This window comes from Mesorhizobium sp. 113-1-2, assembly GCF_016756475.1.
GTDB classification, from domain to species: Bacteria; Pseudomonadota; Alphaproteobacteria; order Rhizobiales; family Rhizobiaceae; genus Mesorhizobium; species Mesorhizobium loti_C.
Genome location: NZ_AP023242.1, coordinates 2020001 through 2034934, shown reverse-complemented (window position 1 = coordinate 2034934; position 14934 = coordinate 2020001). Strand labels below are relative to the sequence as shown.

General features: G+C 63.7%; 13 protein-coding genes, 1 tRNA gene and 2 rRNA genes (1 of these 16 running past the window's edge). 10 read left to right on the top strand and 6 right to left on the bottom strand.

The genetic code is table 11. The annotated features are described in order from the left end of the window. Positions 1-77: 77 nt before the first annotated feature. The 8 genes from JN279_RS09765 to JN279_RS09730 are packed head-to-tail and all read left to right on the top strand — an operon-like array spanning position 78 to position 8852. A complete protein-coding gene (locus JN279_RS09765) occupies positions 78-665 on the top strand; it encodes an amino acid synthesis family protein (protein WP_096450427.1) in 588 nt (195 codons plus the stop codon). Further along, positions 658-2463, top strand: a complete 1806-nt coding sequence (locus JN279_RS38680; RefSeq protein WP_096450429.1) for an alpha/beta fold hydrolase — start codon at positions 658-660, stop codon at positions 2461-2463. Before JN279_RS09765 ends, JN279_RS38680 begins: the two co-directional genes overlap by 8 nt. Then, positions 2460-3497 (top strand): LLM class flavin-dependent oxidoreductase, encoded by a 1038-nt coding sequence (locus JN279_RS09755; RefSeq protein WP_096450431.1) that lies wholly within the window; start codon positions 2460-2462, stop codon positions 3495-3497. Before JN279_RS38680 ends, JN279_RS09755 begins: the two co-directional genes overlap by 4 nt. A gap of 25 nt (positions 3498-3522) precedes the next feature. Further along, positions 3523-4992 carry an aldehyde dehydrogenase gene (locus JN279_RS09750; protein ID WP_096450433.1) on the top strand — a complete coding sequence of 490 codons (1470 nt, stop codon included), beginning with the start codon at positions 3523-3525 and terminating at the stop codon, positions 4990-4992. 59 nt (positions 4993-5051) lie between these two features. Further along, positions 5052-6056, top strand: a complete 1005-nt coding sequence (locus JN279_RS09745; protein WP_096450435.1) for an ABC transporter substrate-binding protein — start codon at positions 5052-5054, stop codon at positions 6054-6056. 59 nt (positions 6057-6115) lie between these two features. Further along, entirely contained in the window at positions 6116-6976 is an 861-nt protein-coding gene (locus JN279_RS09740) for an ABC transporter permease (protein ID WP_096450437.1), read from the top strand. A gap of 2 nt (positions 6977-6978) precedes the next feature. Continuing rightward, positions 6979-7779 carry an ABC transporter permease gene (locus JN279_RS09735; protein WP_096450439.1) on the top strand — a complete coding sequence of 267 codons (801 nt, stop codon included), beginning with the start codon at positions 6979-6981 and terminating at the stop codon, positions 7777-7779. After that, positions 7776-8852: an ABC transporter ATP-binding protein gene (locus JN279_RS09730; RefSeq protein WP_096450441.1), complete on the top strand. Its 1077-nt coding sequence runs from the start codon at positions 7776-7778 to the stop codon at positions 8850-8852. Before JN279_RS09735 ends, JN279_RS09730 begins: the two co-directional genes overlap by 4 nt. A gap of 50 nt (positions 8853-8902) precedes the next feature. Here JN279_RS09730 and JN279_RS09725 read toward each other — a convergent pair whose 3' ends face one another. Further along, a complete protein-coding gene (locus JN279_RS09725) occupies positions 8903-9685 on the bottom strand; it encodes a DeoR/GlpR family DNA-binding transcription regulator (protein WP_096450443.1) in 783 nt (260 codons plus the stop codon). Positions 9686-9863: 178 nt separating this feature from the next. On the opposite strand from JN279_RS09725, the gene JN279_RS09720 reads away from it, so the two are divergent. Then, positions 9864-10667 (top strand): hypothetical protein, encoded by an 804-nt coding sequence (locus JN279_RS09720; RefSeq protein ID WP_096450445.1) that lies wholly within the window; start codon positions 9864-9866, stop codon positions 10665-10667. Here the strand turns inward: JN279_RS09720 and JN279_RS09715 are convergent, their stop codons facing one another. After that, positions 10668-11279, bottom strand: a complete 612-nt coding sequence (locus JN279_RS09715) for an NAD(P)-dependent oxidoreductase (RefSeq protein ID WP_096450447.1) — start codon at positions 11277-11279, stop codon at positions 10668-10670. 38 nt (positions 11280-11317) lie between these two features. After that, entirely contained in the window at positions 11318-11956 is a 639-nt protein-coding gene (locus JN279_RS09710) for a DsbA family protein (RefSeq protein WP_096457950.1), read from the bottom strand. Between the two features lie 141 nt (positions 11957-12097). Here JN279_RS09710 and JN279_RS09705 point away from each other — a divergent pair, with 141 nt between their 5' ends. Next, complete coding sequence (locus JN279_RS09705) at positions 12098-13015, top strand: LysR family transcriptional regulator (RefSeq protein ID WP_096450449.1); 918 nt, start codon at positions 12098-12100, stop codon at positions 13013-13015. Between the two features lie 261 nt (positions 13016-13276). On the opposite strand, the gene JN279_RS09700 is transcribed toward JN279_RS09705, so the two are convergent. The 3 genes from JN279_RS09700 to JN279_RS09690 form a co-directional block, all read right to left on the bottom strand. Next, positions 13277-13353 (bottom strand) — tRNA-Met (locus JN279_RS09700). Positions 13354-13479: 126 nt separating this feature from the next. After that, positions 13480-13594 (bottom strand): 5S ribosomal RNA (rrf, locus tag JN279_RS09695). 217 nt (positions 13595-13811) lie between these two features. Then, positions 13812-14934: ribosomal RNA gene (locus JN279_RS09690) — 23S ribosomal RNA — on the bottom strand; it runs 1736 nt beyond the window's last position.

Below are 14934 nucleotides of genomic sequence, written 5' to 3'. Positions count from 1 at the left end.
GGCGCTCCATAGCATGGTATACCATAAGATGATACAGGGATCGCATGATCCCTTGGCATCGCCGACCCGAGGATTCCATGCAGCCTGCCATCCGCAAGATCGTGACCTACACCGAGAACACGCTGATCGAAGGCGGCAAGGTCGCGTCCAGGCCGCTGCGCCTGATCGGTGTCGCCGCGGTGCTGACCAATCCCTGGGCCGGGCGTGGCTTCAGCGACGACCTGTCGCCCGAGATCCGCGCCTGTGCGCCGGTGCTGGGAGAAATCCTGACCCGCGAGATCATTGCCATCGCCGGTTCGGGCGAGGCGATCGAGGGCTATGGCAAGGCGGCCATCTGCGGCACGTCGGGCGAGATCGAACATGCCTCGGCGCTGATCCACACGCTGCATTTCGGCAATCATTATCGCCGCGCCGTCGGTGCCAAGACCTATCTTGCCTTCACCAATCTGCGCGGCGGGCCGAACACGCCGATCATGATCCCGCTGATGGACAAGAATGACGAAGGGCGCCGCTCGCATTACCTGACCGTGCATTTCCAGATCGGCGATGCGCCGGCGCCGGACGAGTTGGTGGTGGCGCTCGGCGCGTCGATCGGCGGCCGCCCGCACCACCGCATCGGCGACCGCTACCAGGACCTCAAGGAGCTTGGTAATCTGCATGGCTGACGCTTCCGCACCAGCCTGGGCCCGACAGGGCACCGCGCCCGACGGCACCGGCTTCATCCGCGCCGGATCGGGCACACCGGTGCTGTTCATCCATGGTGTCGGCATGAACGCCGCGATCTGGCAGCCGCAGATCGAGCGCATGGCCGGTGGCTTTGACGTGATCGCCATCGACATGCTCGGCCACGGCCAGTCGCCGCTGCCGCCTCAGCACCCGGAACTGGCCGACTACGCCGACCAGGCCATGCGCCTGCTCGATCATCTCGGCCTCGACAAGGTATCCGTCGTCGGCCATTCGATGGGTGCGCTCGTTGCCCAGGAGTTGGCCCTGCGCGCACCGGAGCGCGTCCGCCGCATCGTTTCCCTGAATGCAGTGTTCCGCCGCCCACCTGAACTGGCCGAAGCCGTTCGCCAGCGCGCGGTGGCGCTCAACGGCCGCAGCGATACGGCCGGCACGGCACAGACCATTGCCCGCTGGTTCGGAGATCCGGTGCCGGCCGCGTTGGAGGCGGCAGCGCAGAAGACGGCATCCGCACTGAGCGCGGTCGACCCGGAAGGCTATGCCCGCACCTATCGCCTGTTCGCTCGTGCCGACCGCGATCATGCCGACCGCCTGCCGACGCTGGCCGTGCCGGCCCTGTTCATGACCGGCTCCGAGGACAGGAACTCTTCGTCGGCAATGTCGGCCGCGATGGCACGCCTGGCGCCGCATGGCCGCTGCACGGTACTGCCGGGCCAGAAGCACATGATGGCGGTCGCGGCATCGGACATCACCACGCGCCATATCGTCGACTTCCTCGCAGAGGACGAAGCGGCCGAACAAGACGGCACTGCGAAGACGAATACCGGGTTCGACAGCGGCGAGTTCCGCCGCGCGCTGGGCTCCTTCCTCACCGGCGTCACCATCGTCACCACGATCGGACCCGAAGGCGAGCCGCGCGGTTTCACCGCCAACTCCTTCACCTCGGTGTCGCTCGATCCGCCGCTGGTGCTGGTCTGCATCGCCCACAAGGCGCTAGGCCATCCCGTCTTCGCAACTTCAAAGAGCTTTGCCATCAACGTCCTCAACGAGGGTCAGAAGGTAGCGTCCGGCATCTTCGCCTCGAAAGCGGCCGACAAGTTCGCCTCGGTGGCCTGGCGGCCGGGACGGACCGGCAGCCCCGTGCTGGACGGTTCCGTCGCATGCTTCGACTGCGACATGGAGCGGCTGGTCGATGCCGGCGATCATTCGATCCTCATCGGCCGTGTCCGCGATTTCGAGCATAATTCCGCGCAGCCGCTCGGCTATTGCCGCGGCGCCTATATCGCGCCCGGTCTCAGCCAGGATGCGCTGGCGGCCACCCAGCCCGGCACCGATGTCGGTGCCATCCTCGAAAATGGCGGCCGGATCCTGTTTCTGGAAACGGCCGACGGTTTCGAACTGCCGCGCGGCCGGGGCTTGGGCTCGGCCGGCGATGGCAAAAGCCTGCGGGGACTGCTTGCGGCGAAGGCCATCGAGGCCCAGCTCGGCTTCCTGTTCGCCGTCTGGGATGACGCCGGAGCTGTTTCACGCACCCATGTCTACTATCGCGGCACGTTCGACGTGCCCGCTTCCAGCGATCGCGGCATCAGGCTCATCGAGATCGACGCGATCGAAGGATTGAAGATCGCCGATCCTGCGATCCGCTCGATGCTCGCGCGCTATATCAGGGAATGCTCGGTGGACGCATTCGGCGTCTATGTCGGCAACGACGTCGAAGGTGAGGTCCGCCCGCTCGCCAGGGCCGACGCTTCCGCCGTCAACACAGGTGACCAGCGATGAAATTCTCGCTCTTCGTGCACATGGAACGGTCGGATCCGGCCAAACCGCATTCCGAGCTTCTGACCGAGCTCGAGGAACTGGTCCTGATGGCCGAACAGGCTGGCTTCGAGACGGCCTGGATCGGCGAGCATCACGGCATGGAATTCACCATCTCGCCCAATCCTTTCATCAACATCGCCTATCTCGCGGCCAAGACCAGCCGCATCCGCCTCGGCACCGGAACCGTGATCGCGCCCTTCTGGCATCCGATCAAGCTTGCCGGCGAAGCGGCGATGGCCGACGTCATCAGCGGCGGCCGACTTGACATCGGCATCGCGCGCGGCGCCTACAGCTATGAATACCAGCGCGTCTTCCCAGGGCTCGACGCCTGGGGCGCCGGCCAGCGCATGCGCAAGATCATACCGGCGATCCGCGGCCTCTGGGACGGCGACTTCGAGCTCTCCGGCGAGTTCTGGCAGTTCCCTGCCACCACCTCCTCGCCCAAGCCGCTGCAGAAACCCTACCCGCCGATCTGGGTGGCCGCGCGCGACCCGAACTCGCACGATTTCGCCGTCGCCAATGGCTGCAAGGTCCAGGTGACGCCGCTGGCGTCCGGCGATGAGGAGGTGACGAGCCTGATGCAGCGCTTCAACACCGCCTGCGCCGCGCATCCAGAGGTCGAACGGCCCGAAATCATGCTTCTGATGCACACCTTCGTCGCCGAGGACGCGGCCGATTCCGATCGCCTGACGCAGGACCTGTCGAATTTCTACTGCCAGTTCGGCGCCTGGTTCCAAAACAAGAAGCCGGTGCATCAAGGCATATTGGAGCCGCTGACGGCGGACGAGATCGCGGCCATGCCGCAATACGCGCCCGACAAGATCAGGCAGAATCTGGTGATCGGCGAGGCCGACGAGGTCATCGCCCGGCTGAAGGCCTATGAGGCGCTCGGCTACGACCAGTATTCGGTCTGGATCGACAGCGGCCTTTCGCACGAGCGCAAGAAAAAATCGCTGCAACTGTTCATCGACCGGGTGATGCCGGCCTTCCTCTGATCGCGAGCCCTTGACTGACCAGCCAATGACCGACGCTCTTTTCAGGAACTTCATCGACAGCCGCTTCGACGAGCCATCCGTCACTTTCGACAGTGTCGACCCGTCGACCGGGGCGGCCTGGGCGAAAATGCCGGCGGCGAGCGAAGCCGATGTCGACCGTGCCGTCGAGGCGGCGCACCGCGCGCTACACTCAGACCCATGGCGAAGGATGACAGCGACAGCGCGTGGAAAACTGCTGGTCAAGCTCGGTGACCTCGTCGCTACCAATGCCGGGCGCCTGGCCGAACTCGAGACACGCGACACCGGCAAGATCATCCGCGAGACCCGCGCCCAGATCGCCTATGTCGGCGACTACTATCGCTATTATGGCGGGCTTGCCGACAAGCACGAAGGCGCGCATGTGCCGATCGATAAGGCGGATCTCGACGTCACCATCCGCCGCGAACCGATCGGCGTCGTTGCCGCGGTGGTGCCGTGGAATTCGCAGCTCTTCCTCTCGGCCGTCAAGCTCGGTCCGGCGCTCGCCGCCGGCTGCACCATCGTGCTCAAGGCCTCCGAGGACGGACCGGCGCCGTTGCTCGCTTTTGCCGAACTGGTTCATGAGGCCGGCTTCCCCCCAGGCATCGTCAACATCCTCACCGGCTTTGGCCATGATTGCGGCCGGCGCCTGACCAGCCATCCGCTGGTTTCGCGCGTCGCCTTCACCGGCGGTCCGTCGACGGCGCGCGCCATCGTCAGGAACACCGCAGAGAACCTCGCTTACACTACGCTCGAACTCGGCGGCAAAAGCCCGGTCGTCGTCTTCGCCGACGCCGATCTCGACAGCGCTGCCAATGCGGTGGTCGCCGGCATTTTCGCCGCGACCGGCCAGAGCTGCGTCGCCGGCTCGCGGCTGCTGGTCGAGCGTTCGGTGAAGGATGAATTCGTTGGCCGGCTGAAACGCAAGGCCGAAGCGATCCGCATCGGCGATCCGCAGGACCCGGCGACCGAAATGGGTCCGCTCGCCACGCTGCGCCAACGAGACTGGATCGAGAAGGTTGTCGCGGAAAGCCTTGCCGCGGGCGGCACGCTGGTCACCGGCGGCACGCGGCCAGCCGGCAGCGGCTTCTATTACACGCCGACCATCATCGACGCCGGCGACAGCGACCTGCCTTGTGTGCGCGAAGAGCTGTTCGGACCGGTGCTCAGCGTGCTTGCCTTCGACAGCGAGGCACAGGCGCTGGCACTCGCCAACGACACGCCCTTCGGCCTGGCTTCCGGCGTGTTCACCAGCAATCTCGGCAAGGCCCACCGCATGGCGCGCGACATCCATGCCGGCGTGGTCTGGGTCAACACCTATCGCGCCGTATCGCCGCTCGTTCCGTTCGGCGGCTACGGCCTGTCGGGCCTCGGCCGCGAAGGCGGGCTCGACGCCATCAGAGATTACACGCGCTCGAAATCCGTCTGGATCAACACCTCGGACGAGCCGATCCCGGATCCCTTCGTCATGCGCTGAGCAGGGCGGGGCGCAGGTGCACTGAGAAAAACAAGAACAGACCAACAGAGGAGAATGACATGAAACTGATTTTGACCGGCCTGCTGGCCGGACTGCTCGCGGCGACCGCCGCCAAGGCCGATGAAATGGCGTTCACCAGCTGGGGCGGCACCACGCAGGAGGCGCAGACCAAATCCTGGGCAGCCCCCTTCGAGGCCAGCTCCGGTATCAAGGTCCTGCAGGACGGGCCGACCGACTATGGCAAGCTCAAGGCCATGGTCGACGCCGGCAATGTCACCTGGGATGTCGTCGACGTGGAAATGGACTTCGCCATCAAGGCCGCCAAGGACGGGCTGCTGGAGCCGATCGACTATGCGGTCGTGCCCAAGGCCGATCTCGACCCGCGCTTCAGCAATGATCATGCCGTCGGCAGCTTCTATTATTCCTTCGTGCTCGCCTGGAACAAGGGCGCGGTCCCCGGCGAACCGGCCGGCTGGGCCGACATGTTCGACACCAAGAAGTTTCCTGGCAAGCGGACCTTCTACAAATGGTCGGCGCCGGGCGTCATCGAAATCGCTTTGCTGGCCGACGGTGTGCCGGCGGACAAGCTCTATCCGCTCGATCTCGACCGTGCCTTCAAGAAACTCGACACCATCAAGTCCGATATCGTCTGGTGGGGCGGCGGTGCCGAGTCGCAGCAGCTGATCGCCTCCGGCGAGGCCGCCTTCGGCCAGCTGTGGAACGGGCGCGTCTTCGCCCTGCAGCAGGATGGCACCGACGTCGGCGTCGCCTGGAATCAGAACCTCACCGCCGCCGACGTGCTCGTCGTGCCGAGGGGCGCGAAGAACAAGGGCAGCGCGATGAAGTTCCTCGCCGCAGCGACCAGCCCGGCCGGCCAGGCGAAATTCGCCGAGGCAAGCGGCTATGCGCCCATCAACACCAAGGCCAAGGCGGAAATGCCCGCCGATGCCGTCAAGGCTCTGCCCGATGCCCATGTCGATGGCCAGATCAACCTCGACATGAACTACTGGGCCGCGCATCGCGACGAGATCGCCACGCGCTGGTATGCCTGGCAGACCAAGTAACGCCGGTGCAGGTTGACGGGGCGCGGCTTGCGCGCCCCGTTTCGAGACAGGATCGCTCGATGCAGGGAAGTTCTTTCAGACGCTCTTCCGTTGCCGGCCTGCCGGCCGGCAGCGGCAGCGCCTTGCCGGCCCTTCTCCTGGTTGGCCTGTTCTTCATCGTGCCGGTGGTCGCTTTGCTGTTGCGCAGCATCACCGATCCTGAACCGGGCTTGCAGAACTACGCGGCGCTGTTCGGCAGCGGCACCTATGTGCGGGTGTTCCTCAACACCTTCCTGGTCGCCGGTGTCGTCACCGCCGTCACTATCCTAGTGGCCTTCCCCGTCGCCTGGATGCTGGCGATCATGCCGCCGGCCATGGGCTCGATCGTCTTCGGCATCATCATCCTGTCGATGTGGACGAACCTTCTCACTCGCACCTATGCGTGGATGGTGCTGCTGCAGCGCACCGGCGTCATCAACCGAGCGCTGATGGGCCTGGGCATCATCCACGCGCCGCTGCCCCTCATCAACAACCTGGCCGGCGTCACCATCGGCATGGTCTACATCATGCTGCCCTTCATGGTCCTGCCTCTGGTCGGCACTTTGCGCGCCATCGACCCGATGACGCTGCGCGCCGCCGCCCTTTGCGGCGCGAGCCCATTCGAGGCCTTTCGCCGCATCCTCTTGCCGCTGTCGCTTCCCGGCATCGCCGCCGGCGGCCTGATGGTCTTCGTCATGTCGCTCGGCTACTTCGTCACGCCTGCCCTGCTCGGCGGCACGTCCAACATGATGCTGGCCGAGATGATCGCCCAGACGGTGCAGTCGCTGCTCAACTGGGGGCTCGGCAGTGCGGCCGCCTTCGTCCTGCTCGTCGTCACCATGGCGCTCTACGCGATCCAGCTTCGCCTGGTCGGCGCCAGGCGCACCGGCGGAGGGATCTGAGCATGCTGCTCGACTATGACAGGCTCGGATGGCTGCGCGTGGCGCTTGTCGGCTTCACCGCGGCAGTCGCGGCTTTCCTGTTGCTGCCGGTGGTCTTCATCGTGCTCCTGTCATTCGGCTCGTCGCGCTGGCTGGCGTTCCCGCCACCCGGCTGGACGCTGAAATGGTACCAGCAGTTGCTGGCCGACCCGACGTGGATCGATGCCGCGCTGACCAGCGCCCGGATTGCCGCCATGGCGGCAATCCTCGCCGTCATCATCGGCCTGTTCGCCTCCTTCAGCCTGGTCCGGGGTGAGTTTCGCGGGCGCCAGGTCCTGCGCGGGCTGCTGTTGACGCCGATGGTGCTGCCGGTCGTCGTGTTCGCCATCGCCATCTACGCCTTCTTCCTGCGCATCGGCCTCGCCGGCACCACGCTCGGCTTCGTCATCGCCCACACAATCCTGGCGCTGCCTTTCGCCATCATCCCGATCACTGCCGCGCTCGAGGGTTTTGACAAATCCATCGAGGATGCGGCCATCGTCTGCGGCGCCAGCCCGCTGCAGGCACGGTTGAGGATCACCTTGCCGTCGATCCGGATCGGCATCTTCTCGGCGGTGATCTTCTCCTTTCTGGCTTCATGGGACGAGGTCGTGGTGGCGATCTTCATGGCAAGCCCGACCTTGCAGACCTTGCCGGTGAAGATCTGGGGCAGCCTGCGCGCCGACCTAAGCCCGGTCGTCGCCGCCGCCTCCAGCCTGCTCGTCGGCCTGACGCTCTGCCTGATGATCGTGACCGCACTCCTTCGCAGGAAATTGTCCAGATGACCCGACCGTTCCTGTCTATACGCGCGGTGAGAAAGACGTTCGGCGCCTTCGTCGCCGTCCATGACGTCACCATCGATGTGCCCAAGGGCGAGTTCCTGACCTTCCTCGGCCCGTCTGGCTCAGGTAAGTCGACGACGCTCTACGCCATTGCCGGCTTTCAGGATCCGAGCTCGGGCGATGTGCTCCTGGAGGACAGGTCGCTGCTCTCGGTGCCGTCGCACAAGCGCAACATCGGCATGGTTTTCCAGCGCTACACGCTGTTCCCGCATCTGAGCGTCGCCGAGAATGTCGCCTTTCCGTTGCGCGTGCGCCGCCGGCCGGACAGCGAGGTCAGGCGCAAGGTCGCCGACATGCTGGCGCTGGTGCGCCTCGAAGACTTCGCCGACCGCTTTCCTAGCGCGCTATCGGGTGGCCAGCAGCAGCGCGTGGCGCTTGCCCGGGCGCTCGCCTACGATCCGCCGATCCTCCTGATGGACGAGCCACTGTCGGCGCTCGACAAGAAACTGCGCCAGGAAATCCAGGCGGAGATCCGCCGCATCCACCGCGAGACGGGCGTCACCATCCTCTATGTCACGCACGACCAGGAGGAGGCGCTGCATCTTTCGGATCGCATCGCTCTGTTCAGGGAAGGCCGCATCGAACAGATCGGCACCGGCGAGGATCTTTACCTCAGGCCAGCGAGCGAGTTCGTTGCCGGCTTCATCGGCAACTCGAATTTCTTGCCGGCCGAGCATCTGCAAACAACGGACGGTACGTCAACGATCCGCCTCGGCGACGGCTCGATCGTGACCGGTGTCAAGGCGACAATACCCTTCGGTCAAGGCCAGAAGGTCCGGCTGATGGTGCGCCCGGAAGCCTTCCGCCTCACGTCGGGGCCTGCGAGCGCGGCTTTGGCCGTCGAGATCGTCGACACCGCCTTCTTCGGTGACCGCCGCCGTGTCGTGGCGCGCACGGCCAGCGGCGACGAGATCGATGTCAGGCCAACCTCTGACGCAGAGGGGGCGGACAGCGCCATTGCATCAGGTCAGTGCATCTTTTTCGATCCCGCTTCGGCGTTCCTGTTCCCGGCCTGACGGCTGCAATCTTCCTGCCAGGTCCGGTTTTCGCCTTCCGGCAACTCTGTTCAGTCGCCGCTGAAGACATGAAGTTCCGTTCCAGCCGCCTCAATGACAGCGCGCAGCGCCGGTTGCGGCTCTCGATCGGTGACGATGTCGGAAAGCTCGCCGAGCGCGCAGACGCGTTCGAGACTGTTGCGGCCGAACTTGTCATTGGTCACCACAAGCGCTGTCGACAGCGCGCGCGCAATCATCGCCCGCTTGACCGCGGCCGCCCCCGAGATCATGTCGCTAGGCCCGTCCGCGGACAGGCTCGAGGCGCCAATGATGGCAATGTCGGCATTGTAACGCCTGACGAATTCCACCGTATCCTCGCCGACCACACTGGCTTCGCGGCTGTCATAGGTGCCGGGGCACAGGATGACCCGGAACGTCGGATTGGCCCCAGTTACCGAGGCCACGCCGATGGAGTTGGTGATGATGGTCAGCTCGCGCTTCAGCTGCGAGAGACTGCGCGCCACCTCGTAGGTCGTCGAGCCGCCATCGATCATCACGATCTGGCCTTTCTCGACCAATCCCGCCGCGCCACGCCCGATCCGGGCACGCTCCTCGATCATGGTCTGGCTGCGCTCGGCGATCACCGGCTCGGATGTCACCAGCGAGATCGTCGCGCCGCCATAGGTACGGTTGAGCAACCCCGCATCGCCAAGCTCGATCAGGTCGCGGCGGATCGTTTCGCCGGCGACACCCAGGCGCAAAGCGAGCCTGGAGATACGGATCGAGGCCGAGCGACGCACTTCCGACAGGATGAGTGCATGCCGCTCCTTCTTCGATAGCCGGCTTTGCTCCATGATCGATCCTCCGCGAAGTCGACACTATTAACCATGCCGACGCTGATGGGGAAGGCGTCTCGCAAGACCAGCCGACTGCCTCGATTCGAACGGTTCTATCCGGATGCCGGCTGACAAGCGCAAGCGCCGGTGATCAGATGATGTTCTGACGAATCGGCGCAAGACGACGGAGACCGCAATGCATGTCGTGACATTGCTGAAGGCTGACATGTTCGACGTCGAGATCGACGGCAAGCCCGCCTCGATCGCGCAAGCCTTGCCGGACTGGAACCCGCATGACCGCTTCGGCCTGGTGATCGACGACGCGCTTGGCGGCATCGGCGCCACCCATCTGCTGCAGATCGCCATCACCGCCTTCTACGATATCAAGCCGAGCCGTCGCACTGAGCTGACGGTCTATCCCGAAATCTATGCCTTCCACATCGGCAAGGGTTATGGTGCGCATGCGCCCTATGATTTCTGGCCGGCCCGGCGCGAAGTCATCACCTCACTCGATCATCGTGAGGTTCTCGACGCCATCAATGATCGCGGCATCACAAGGCTGGCCGTTCCCGATCGTGCGCCGCGCGAGGTGGTGCATCGGCCCAAGGAGGTCGACGCGGCGCTCGATCGCATCGCCTCGGCCTTCGTCTACAGCCCGTCGGGCCGGGTCGCGGATCCGGATCTGGTCATTTCGGGAAACGACAAGCGGACGGAATACAACCCCAACAGCGCCTTGCGGCCGCGCTACACCGACAGCCGGCCGGCTTCGGTTTCGACCGGGGCCAAGCCGGTCAAGGAACTCGATTCGTCCTATCAGGACTGGCTTCGCGAGCGTGAGCACGATTTGACCAGCGAGGAACGCGCCTTTGTCGAACGCCGCCGCCAGGAGCTGAGACAGGACGGCCTCGCCACCGAAACCTATCGGCGCGTCGGTGTCCGCGAGGCGCTGATGCGGCTGGCGTCGGCCGGCCTCGATCGAGACACGGCCATTGCCGTTTGATCAATAGCCGACAGTGAACCGCTGCCTGACATGGGCAGGCTTCTCGATCTCGTCGACCATGACGATGGCATAGTCCTCGAAGGAGATGCTGCTGCCCTTGTCCGACGCCAGAAGCGTGTCCTTGCCAAGGCGGTATTTGCCGGTGCGCTCACCCGGGACGAACATGGCGGAAGGCGACAGGAAGGTCCAGTCGAGGTCGCCAACGGTCTTCAACGTGTCGAGGAAGTCCGCGCCCTTCTGCGCCTCGGCCTTGTAGATTGCCGGGAATTCGGGGGTGTCGACCAGCCTTTTGCCGGGGGCGACTTCAAGGCTGCCGGCGCCGCCGACGACGAGGTAGCGCTTCACGCCCGAAGCGCGTACCGCGGCGATCAGCGTATCGGGATCGCTGTCCAGAAAGTGCACGGCACTGATTACCACATCATGACCTCGGATCAGATTGGCGAGACCTTCCTTGTCGAAGACATCGCCCTTCCTGGCCGTCACACCGGGCAGCGCGGCGATTTTTTCAGGGTTGCGGGCAATACCGGTGACCGTGTGGCCACGGTCGGAGAGTTCCTTGAGCAGGCGCGAACCGACTGCGCCTGATGCGCCGATGAGAGCGACTTTTGCCATGTCTTTTCCAGTCCTTGTTGGAGATCAGGTGGGGGAGATCACGCCGCCGCTATATGGGCGAGGAGATTGTCGAAGCTGCCGAACAGCGCGTTGGAGCCGATCAGCCGGGGGGCATCGTTGCGGACAATTGCAAGGGAAGGAACGCCATTGGCATGCAGGCGCTGGAACAACGCGCGGCCGAGCCCAACCAGTTCGCGGTAAGCCGCCAGCAATGTCTCGCTCGGCTGCCTCAGCATGACTGCGGCATCCGCCATGCCGGCGTCGGCGAGCACGGCAGCGACACCTTCGACAGTCACGATGTCGCGGCCATTGACATAGCGCGCACGCTGGATCGCCTTCAGTGCGGTAAGCCGGCGGCTGGAGTCTTCGAGGCCGGCGGCACTGATGCCGAGGGGCGCCGCATGCGAGTCGAGCAAGGTGCCGCGGATGCCAAGGACGTTGCGCTGATAGGCCTGTGTGAATGCCTGTCCGGTCAGACGCTCGATACGCTGGTCGTTCGCCCAGGCATGAGTGGCAAAACCTTCATCCATCGGCCGCGCACCGGCACCGGAGAACAGGCCGGTCGGCAGCAGCTCGACGCGCACGCCGCTGGCCGACAACCTCTCCAGCATCGGCGTGGCGCCATAGCACCAACCGCAGAGCGGATCGAACAGGTAAGTTACGTCTGGATTGCTCACGATCGCTGCCATCCTTGCTGCGGGATACCGGCCGCGGGGCCAGTCGAATGTCTTGGCCCACATGTGGCAGGCGGCAGTCTTGCGATAAATGCCACTCAATAATACAAACTGTCTGATCAGATCAGACAAAAAGCACTCACCTTGGCCGACCTTCTGAACCTCAACCGGCTCGTCTACTTCACCACGGTGATGGAAACCGGTTCGTTCACGGCGGCGGCGGACCGGCTCGACGTCGCCAAGGCCGTGGTCAGTCATCAGATCGGCAGGCTCGAAGAGGAGTTGGGCGCGACGCTGCTGCAGCGCACGACCCGGCGCGTCACGCCGACCGAGGAAGGCCGGCTCTTCTATGACAGGGCTATGATCATCCTGCGCGAGGCGGAGGCGGCCTATGGCGAAATCTCGCACGGCGCGATTGAGCCAAGCGGAATGCTGAGGCTGACCGCGCCGCTCGACTACGGCACCAGGATAGTGGCGCCGGTCATGGCGGCATATCTGAAGACTTATCCAAACATGCGGGTCGAGGCGATCTTCGACGATGCGGTGAGCAATCTGGTCGACGAGCAGATCGATCTCGGCATCCGCGTCGGCTGGCTCACCGATTCTTCCAACCAGGCGCGGCGCTTGGGCACGATACGGCAGGTCGTGGTGGCGAGCCCGGCTTTCGCCGCAAACCTGCCGCCCGACGTCACCCCGCGCCAAGCGCGATCACTGGCCTGGGTCGGCAACGCCCAGCTGCGCGGCGTCGGCCAATGGCTGTTTTCCAGGGATGGCGAGACGGTGCTGACCGAGCTCAATCCCGTCGTCGTCTGCGACAAGAGCCCGGCGGCCTATGCTTGCGTGCTCGCAGGTATCGGCCTGGGTATATTTCCCGACTATGCGGTCGATGAGGATATCATCGGGGGTCGGCTTGTGCGGATATTCGCCGAGTGGACCTTGCCGATCGGCGGCATCCATGCGGTGTTTCCGCCGGCCCGCTTCCGGCCCGCCAAGGTGCGTGCCTTCGTTGAATTGCTGGCGGCGGCCGAGAGAAAGCGGGTGCGCGGCGCTGCCAAGGGGTAGCGCAACATGGGATGCAAAATGTCAGCGACAACTTACGCAAAGGCATCGTCACCCTTCCTGCATCATCGCGCTTCACTCGAGCCAAAAACGCGAACGGCCCGCTTGATGCGGGCCGTTTTATGTTGGTTTTGGGGTAGGCTTTGAGTTTTCTGTCCTGCGGCTTTGGCTTTGCCTGCTTGCGGGCCGCTGATGACAGGTTCGAATCGGCGGCCAGCGTCAGCAAAAAGCAAAACGGCCCGCTTGAGGCGGGCCGTTGAATGTTGGTTGCGGGGACAGGATTTGAACCTGTGACCTTCAGGTTATGAGCCTGACGAGCTACCGGGCTGCTCCACCCCGCGTCATATTTCGTCACCGCCAAATGAAAGGGCCGCTTGCGCGGCCCGTGGTCCCTTGGCGGGCCTTGTTCGTAGAGAGAAGATTTCACTGACATCCGCTTGGATGTGAGTTCAACGTGCGTTTAGCAGACCTGGCAGCGACCTACTCTCCCGCGTCTTGAGACGAAGTACCATCAGCGCTGGAGCGTTTCACGGCCGAGTTCGGAATGGGATCGGGTGCAGCCGCTCCGCCATAACCACCAGGTCGGCAAAACGCACGTTGTTCGAGAAGCTGTTTTCTGTGCCAAGGCGACGTTTGTGGCTTTTGGGCGTAAGCCCGCAAGCGCGACTGCGCGTCGCCGGTTTCCGGCGCCCTCGCGGAGCATAGGCCCGTAAGGGCCGCTCATGCGTGAGCGCTGGTCAGACCATCGTGTTCTGGCGCAATCCACTGGATTGCGCCGAGATGGGCATAAGGAATGAGAACGATCAAGCCGATCGAACTATTAGTACCGGTAAGCTTCAAGCGTTGCCGCTCTTCCACACCCGGCCTATCAACGTGGTCGTCTTCCACGGTTCTCAGGGAATACTCGTTTTAAGGTGGGTTTCCCGCTTAGATGCCTTCAGCGGTTATCCCGTCCGGATATAGCTACCCTGCTATGCGGCTGGCGCCACAACAGGTCCACCAGAGATCCGTCCATCCCGGTCCTCTCGTACTAGGGACAGATCCTTTCAATATTCCTACACCCACGGCAGATAGGGACCGAACTGTCTCACGACGTTCTGAACCCAACTCACGTACCGCTTTAAATGGCGAACAGCCATACCCTTGGGACCTGCTCCAGCCCCAGGATGCGATGAGTCGACATCGAGGTGCCAAACAACCCCGTCGATATGGACTCTTGGGGGTCATCAGCCTGTTATCCCCGGCGTACCTTTTATCCGTTGAGCGATGGCCCTTCCACGCGGGACCACCGGATCACTATGACCGACTTTCGTCTCTGCTCGACTTGTCAGTCTCGCAGTCAGGCAGGCTTATGCCATTGCACTCAGCGAACGATTTCCGACCGTTCTGAGCCCACCATCGCGCGCCTCCGTTACTCTTTAGGAGGCGACCGCCCCAGTCAAACTACCCACCATACATTGTCCCGGACCCGGATAACGGGCCGCGGTTAGACATCCATAGTAATAAGGGTGGTATTTCAAGGGTGGCTCCACCTGAGCTGGCGCCCAGGTTTCAAAGCCTACCACCTATCCTACACATGCCACTACGAATGCCAATGTAAAGCTATAGTAAAGGTGCACGGGGTCTTTCCGTCTAACCGCAGGAACCCCGCATCTTCACGGGGAATTCAATTTCACTGAGTCTATGCTGGAGACAGCGGGGAAGTCGTTACGCCATTCGTGCAGGTCGGAACTTACCCGACAAGGAATTTCGCTACCTTAGGACCGTTATAGTTACGGCCGCCGTTTACTGGGGCTTCGATTCAGAGCTTGCACCCCTCCTCTTAACCTTCCAGCACCGGGCAGGCGTCAGACCCTATACGTCGTCTTGCGACTTCGCAGAGCCCTGTGTTTTTGATAAACAGTCGCTACCCCCTGGTCTGT

Coding starts and splice junctions, on each gene's coding strand:
- JN279_RS09715 (WP_096450447.1), bottom strand. CDS start 11,279: ATGGCAAAAGTCGCTCTCATCGGCGCATCAGGCGCAGTCGGTTCGCGC.
- JN279_RS09735 (WP_096450439.1), top strand. CDS start 6,979: ATGCTGCTCGACTATGACAGGCTCGGATGGCTGCGCGTGGCGCTTGTC.
- JN279_RS09730 (WP_096450441.1), top strand. CDS start 7,776: ATGACCCGACCGTTCCTGTCTATACGCGCGGTGAGAAAGACGTTCGGC.
- JN279_RS09725 (WP_096450443.1), bottom strand. CDS start 9,685: ATGGAGCAAAGCCGGCTATCGAAGAAGGAGCGGCATGCACTCATCCTG.
- JN279_RS09720 (WP_096450445.1), top strand. CDS start 9,864: ATGCATGTCGTGACATTGCTGAAGGCTGACATGTTCGACGTCGAGATC.
- JN279_RS09765 (WP_096450427.1), top strand. CDS start 78: ATGCAGCCTGCCATCCGCAAGATCGTGACCTACACCGAGAACACGCTG.
- JN279_RS09745 (WP_096450435.1), top strand. CDS start 5,052: ATGAAACTGATTTTGACCGGCCTGCTGGCCGGACTGCTCGCGGCGACC.
- JN279_RS09755 (WP_096450431.1), top strand. CDS start 2,460: ATGAAATTCTCGCTCTTCGTGCACATGGAACGGTCGGATCCGGCCAAA.
- JN279_RS38680 (WP_096450429.1), top strand. CDS start 658: ATGGCTGACGCTTCCGCACCAGCCTGGGCCCGACAGGGCACCGCGCCC.
- JN279_RS09740 (WP_096450437.1), top strand. CDS start 6,116: ATGCAGGGAAGTTCTTTCAGACGCTCTTCCGTTGCCGGCCTGCCGGCC.
- JN279_RS09750 (WP_096450433.1), top strand. CDS start 3,523: ATGACCGACGCTCTTTTCAGGAACTTCATCGACAGCCGCTTCGACGAG.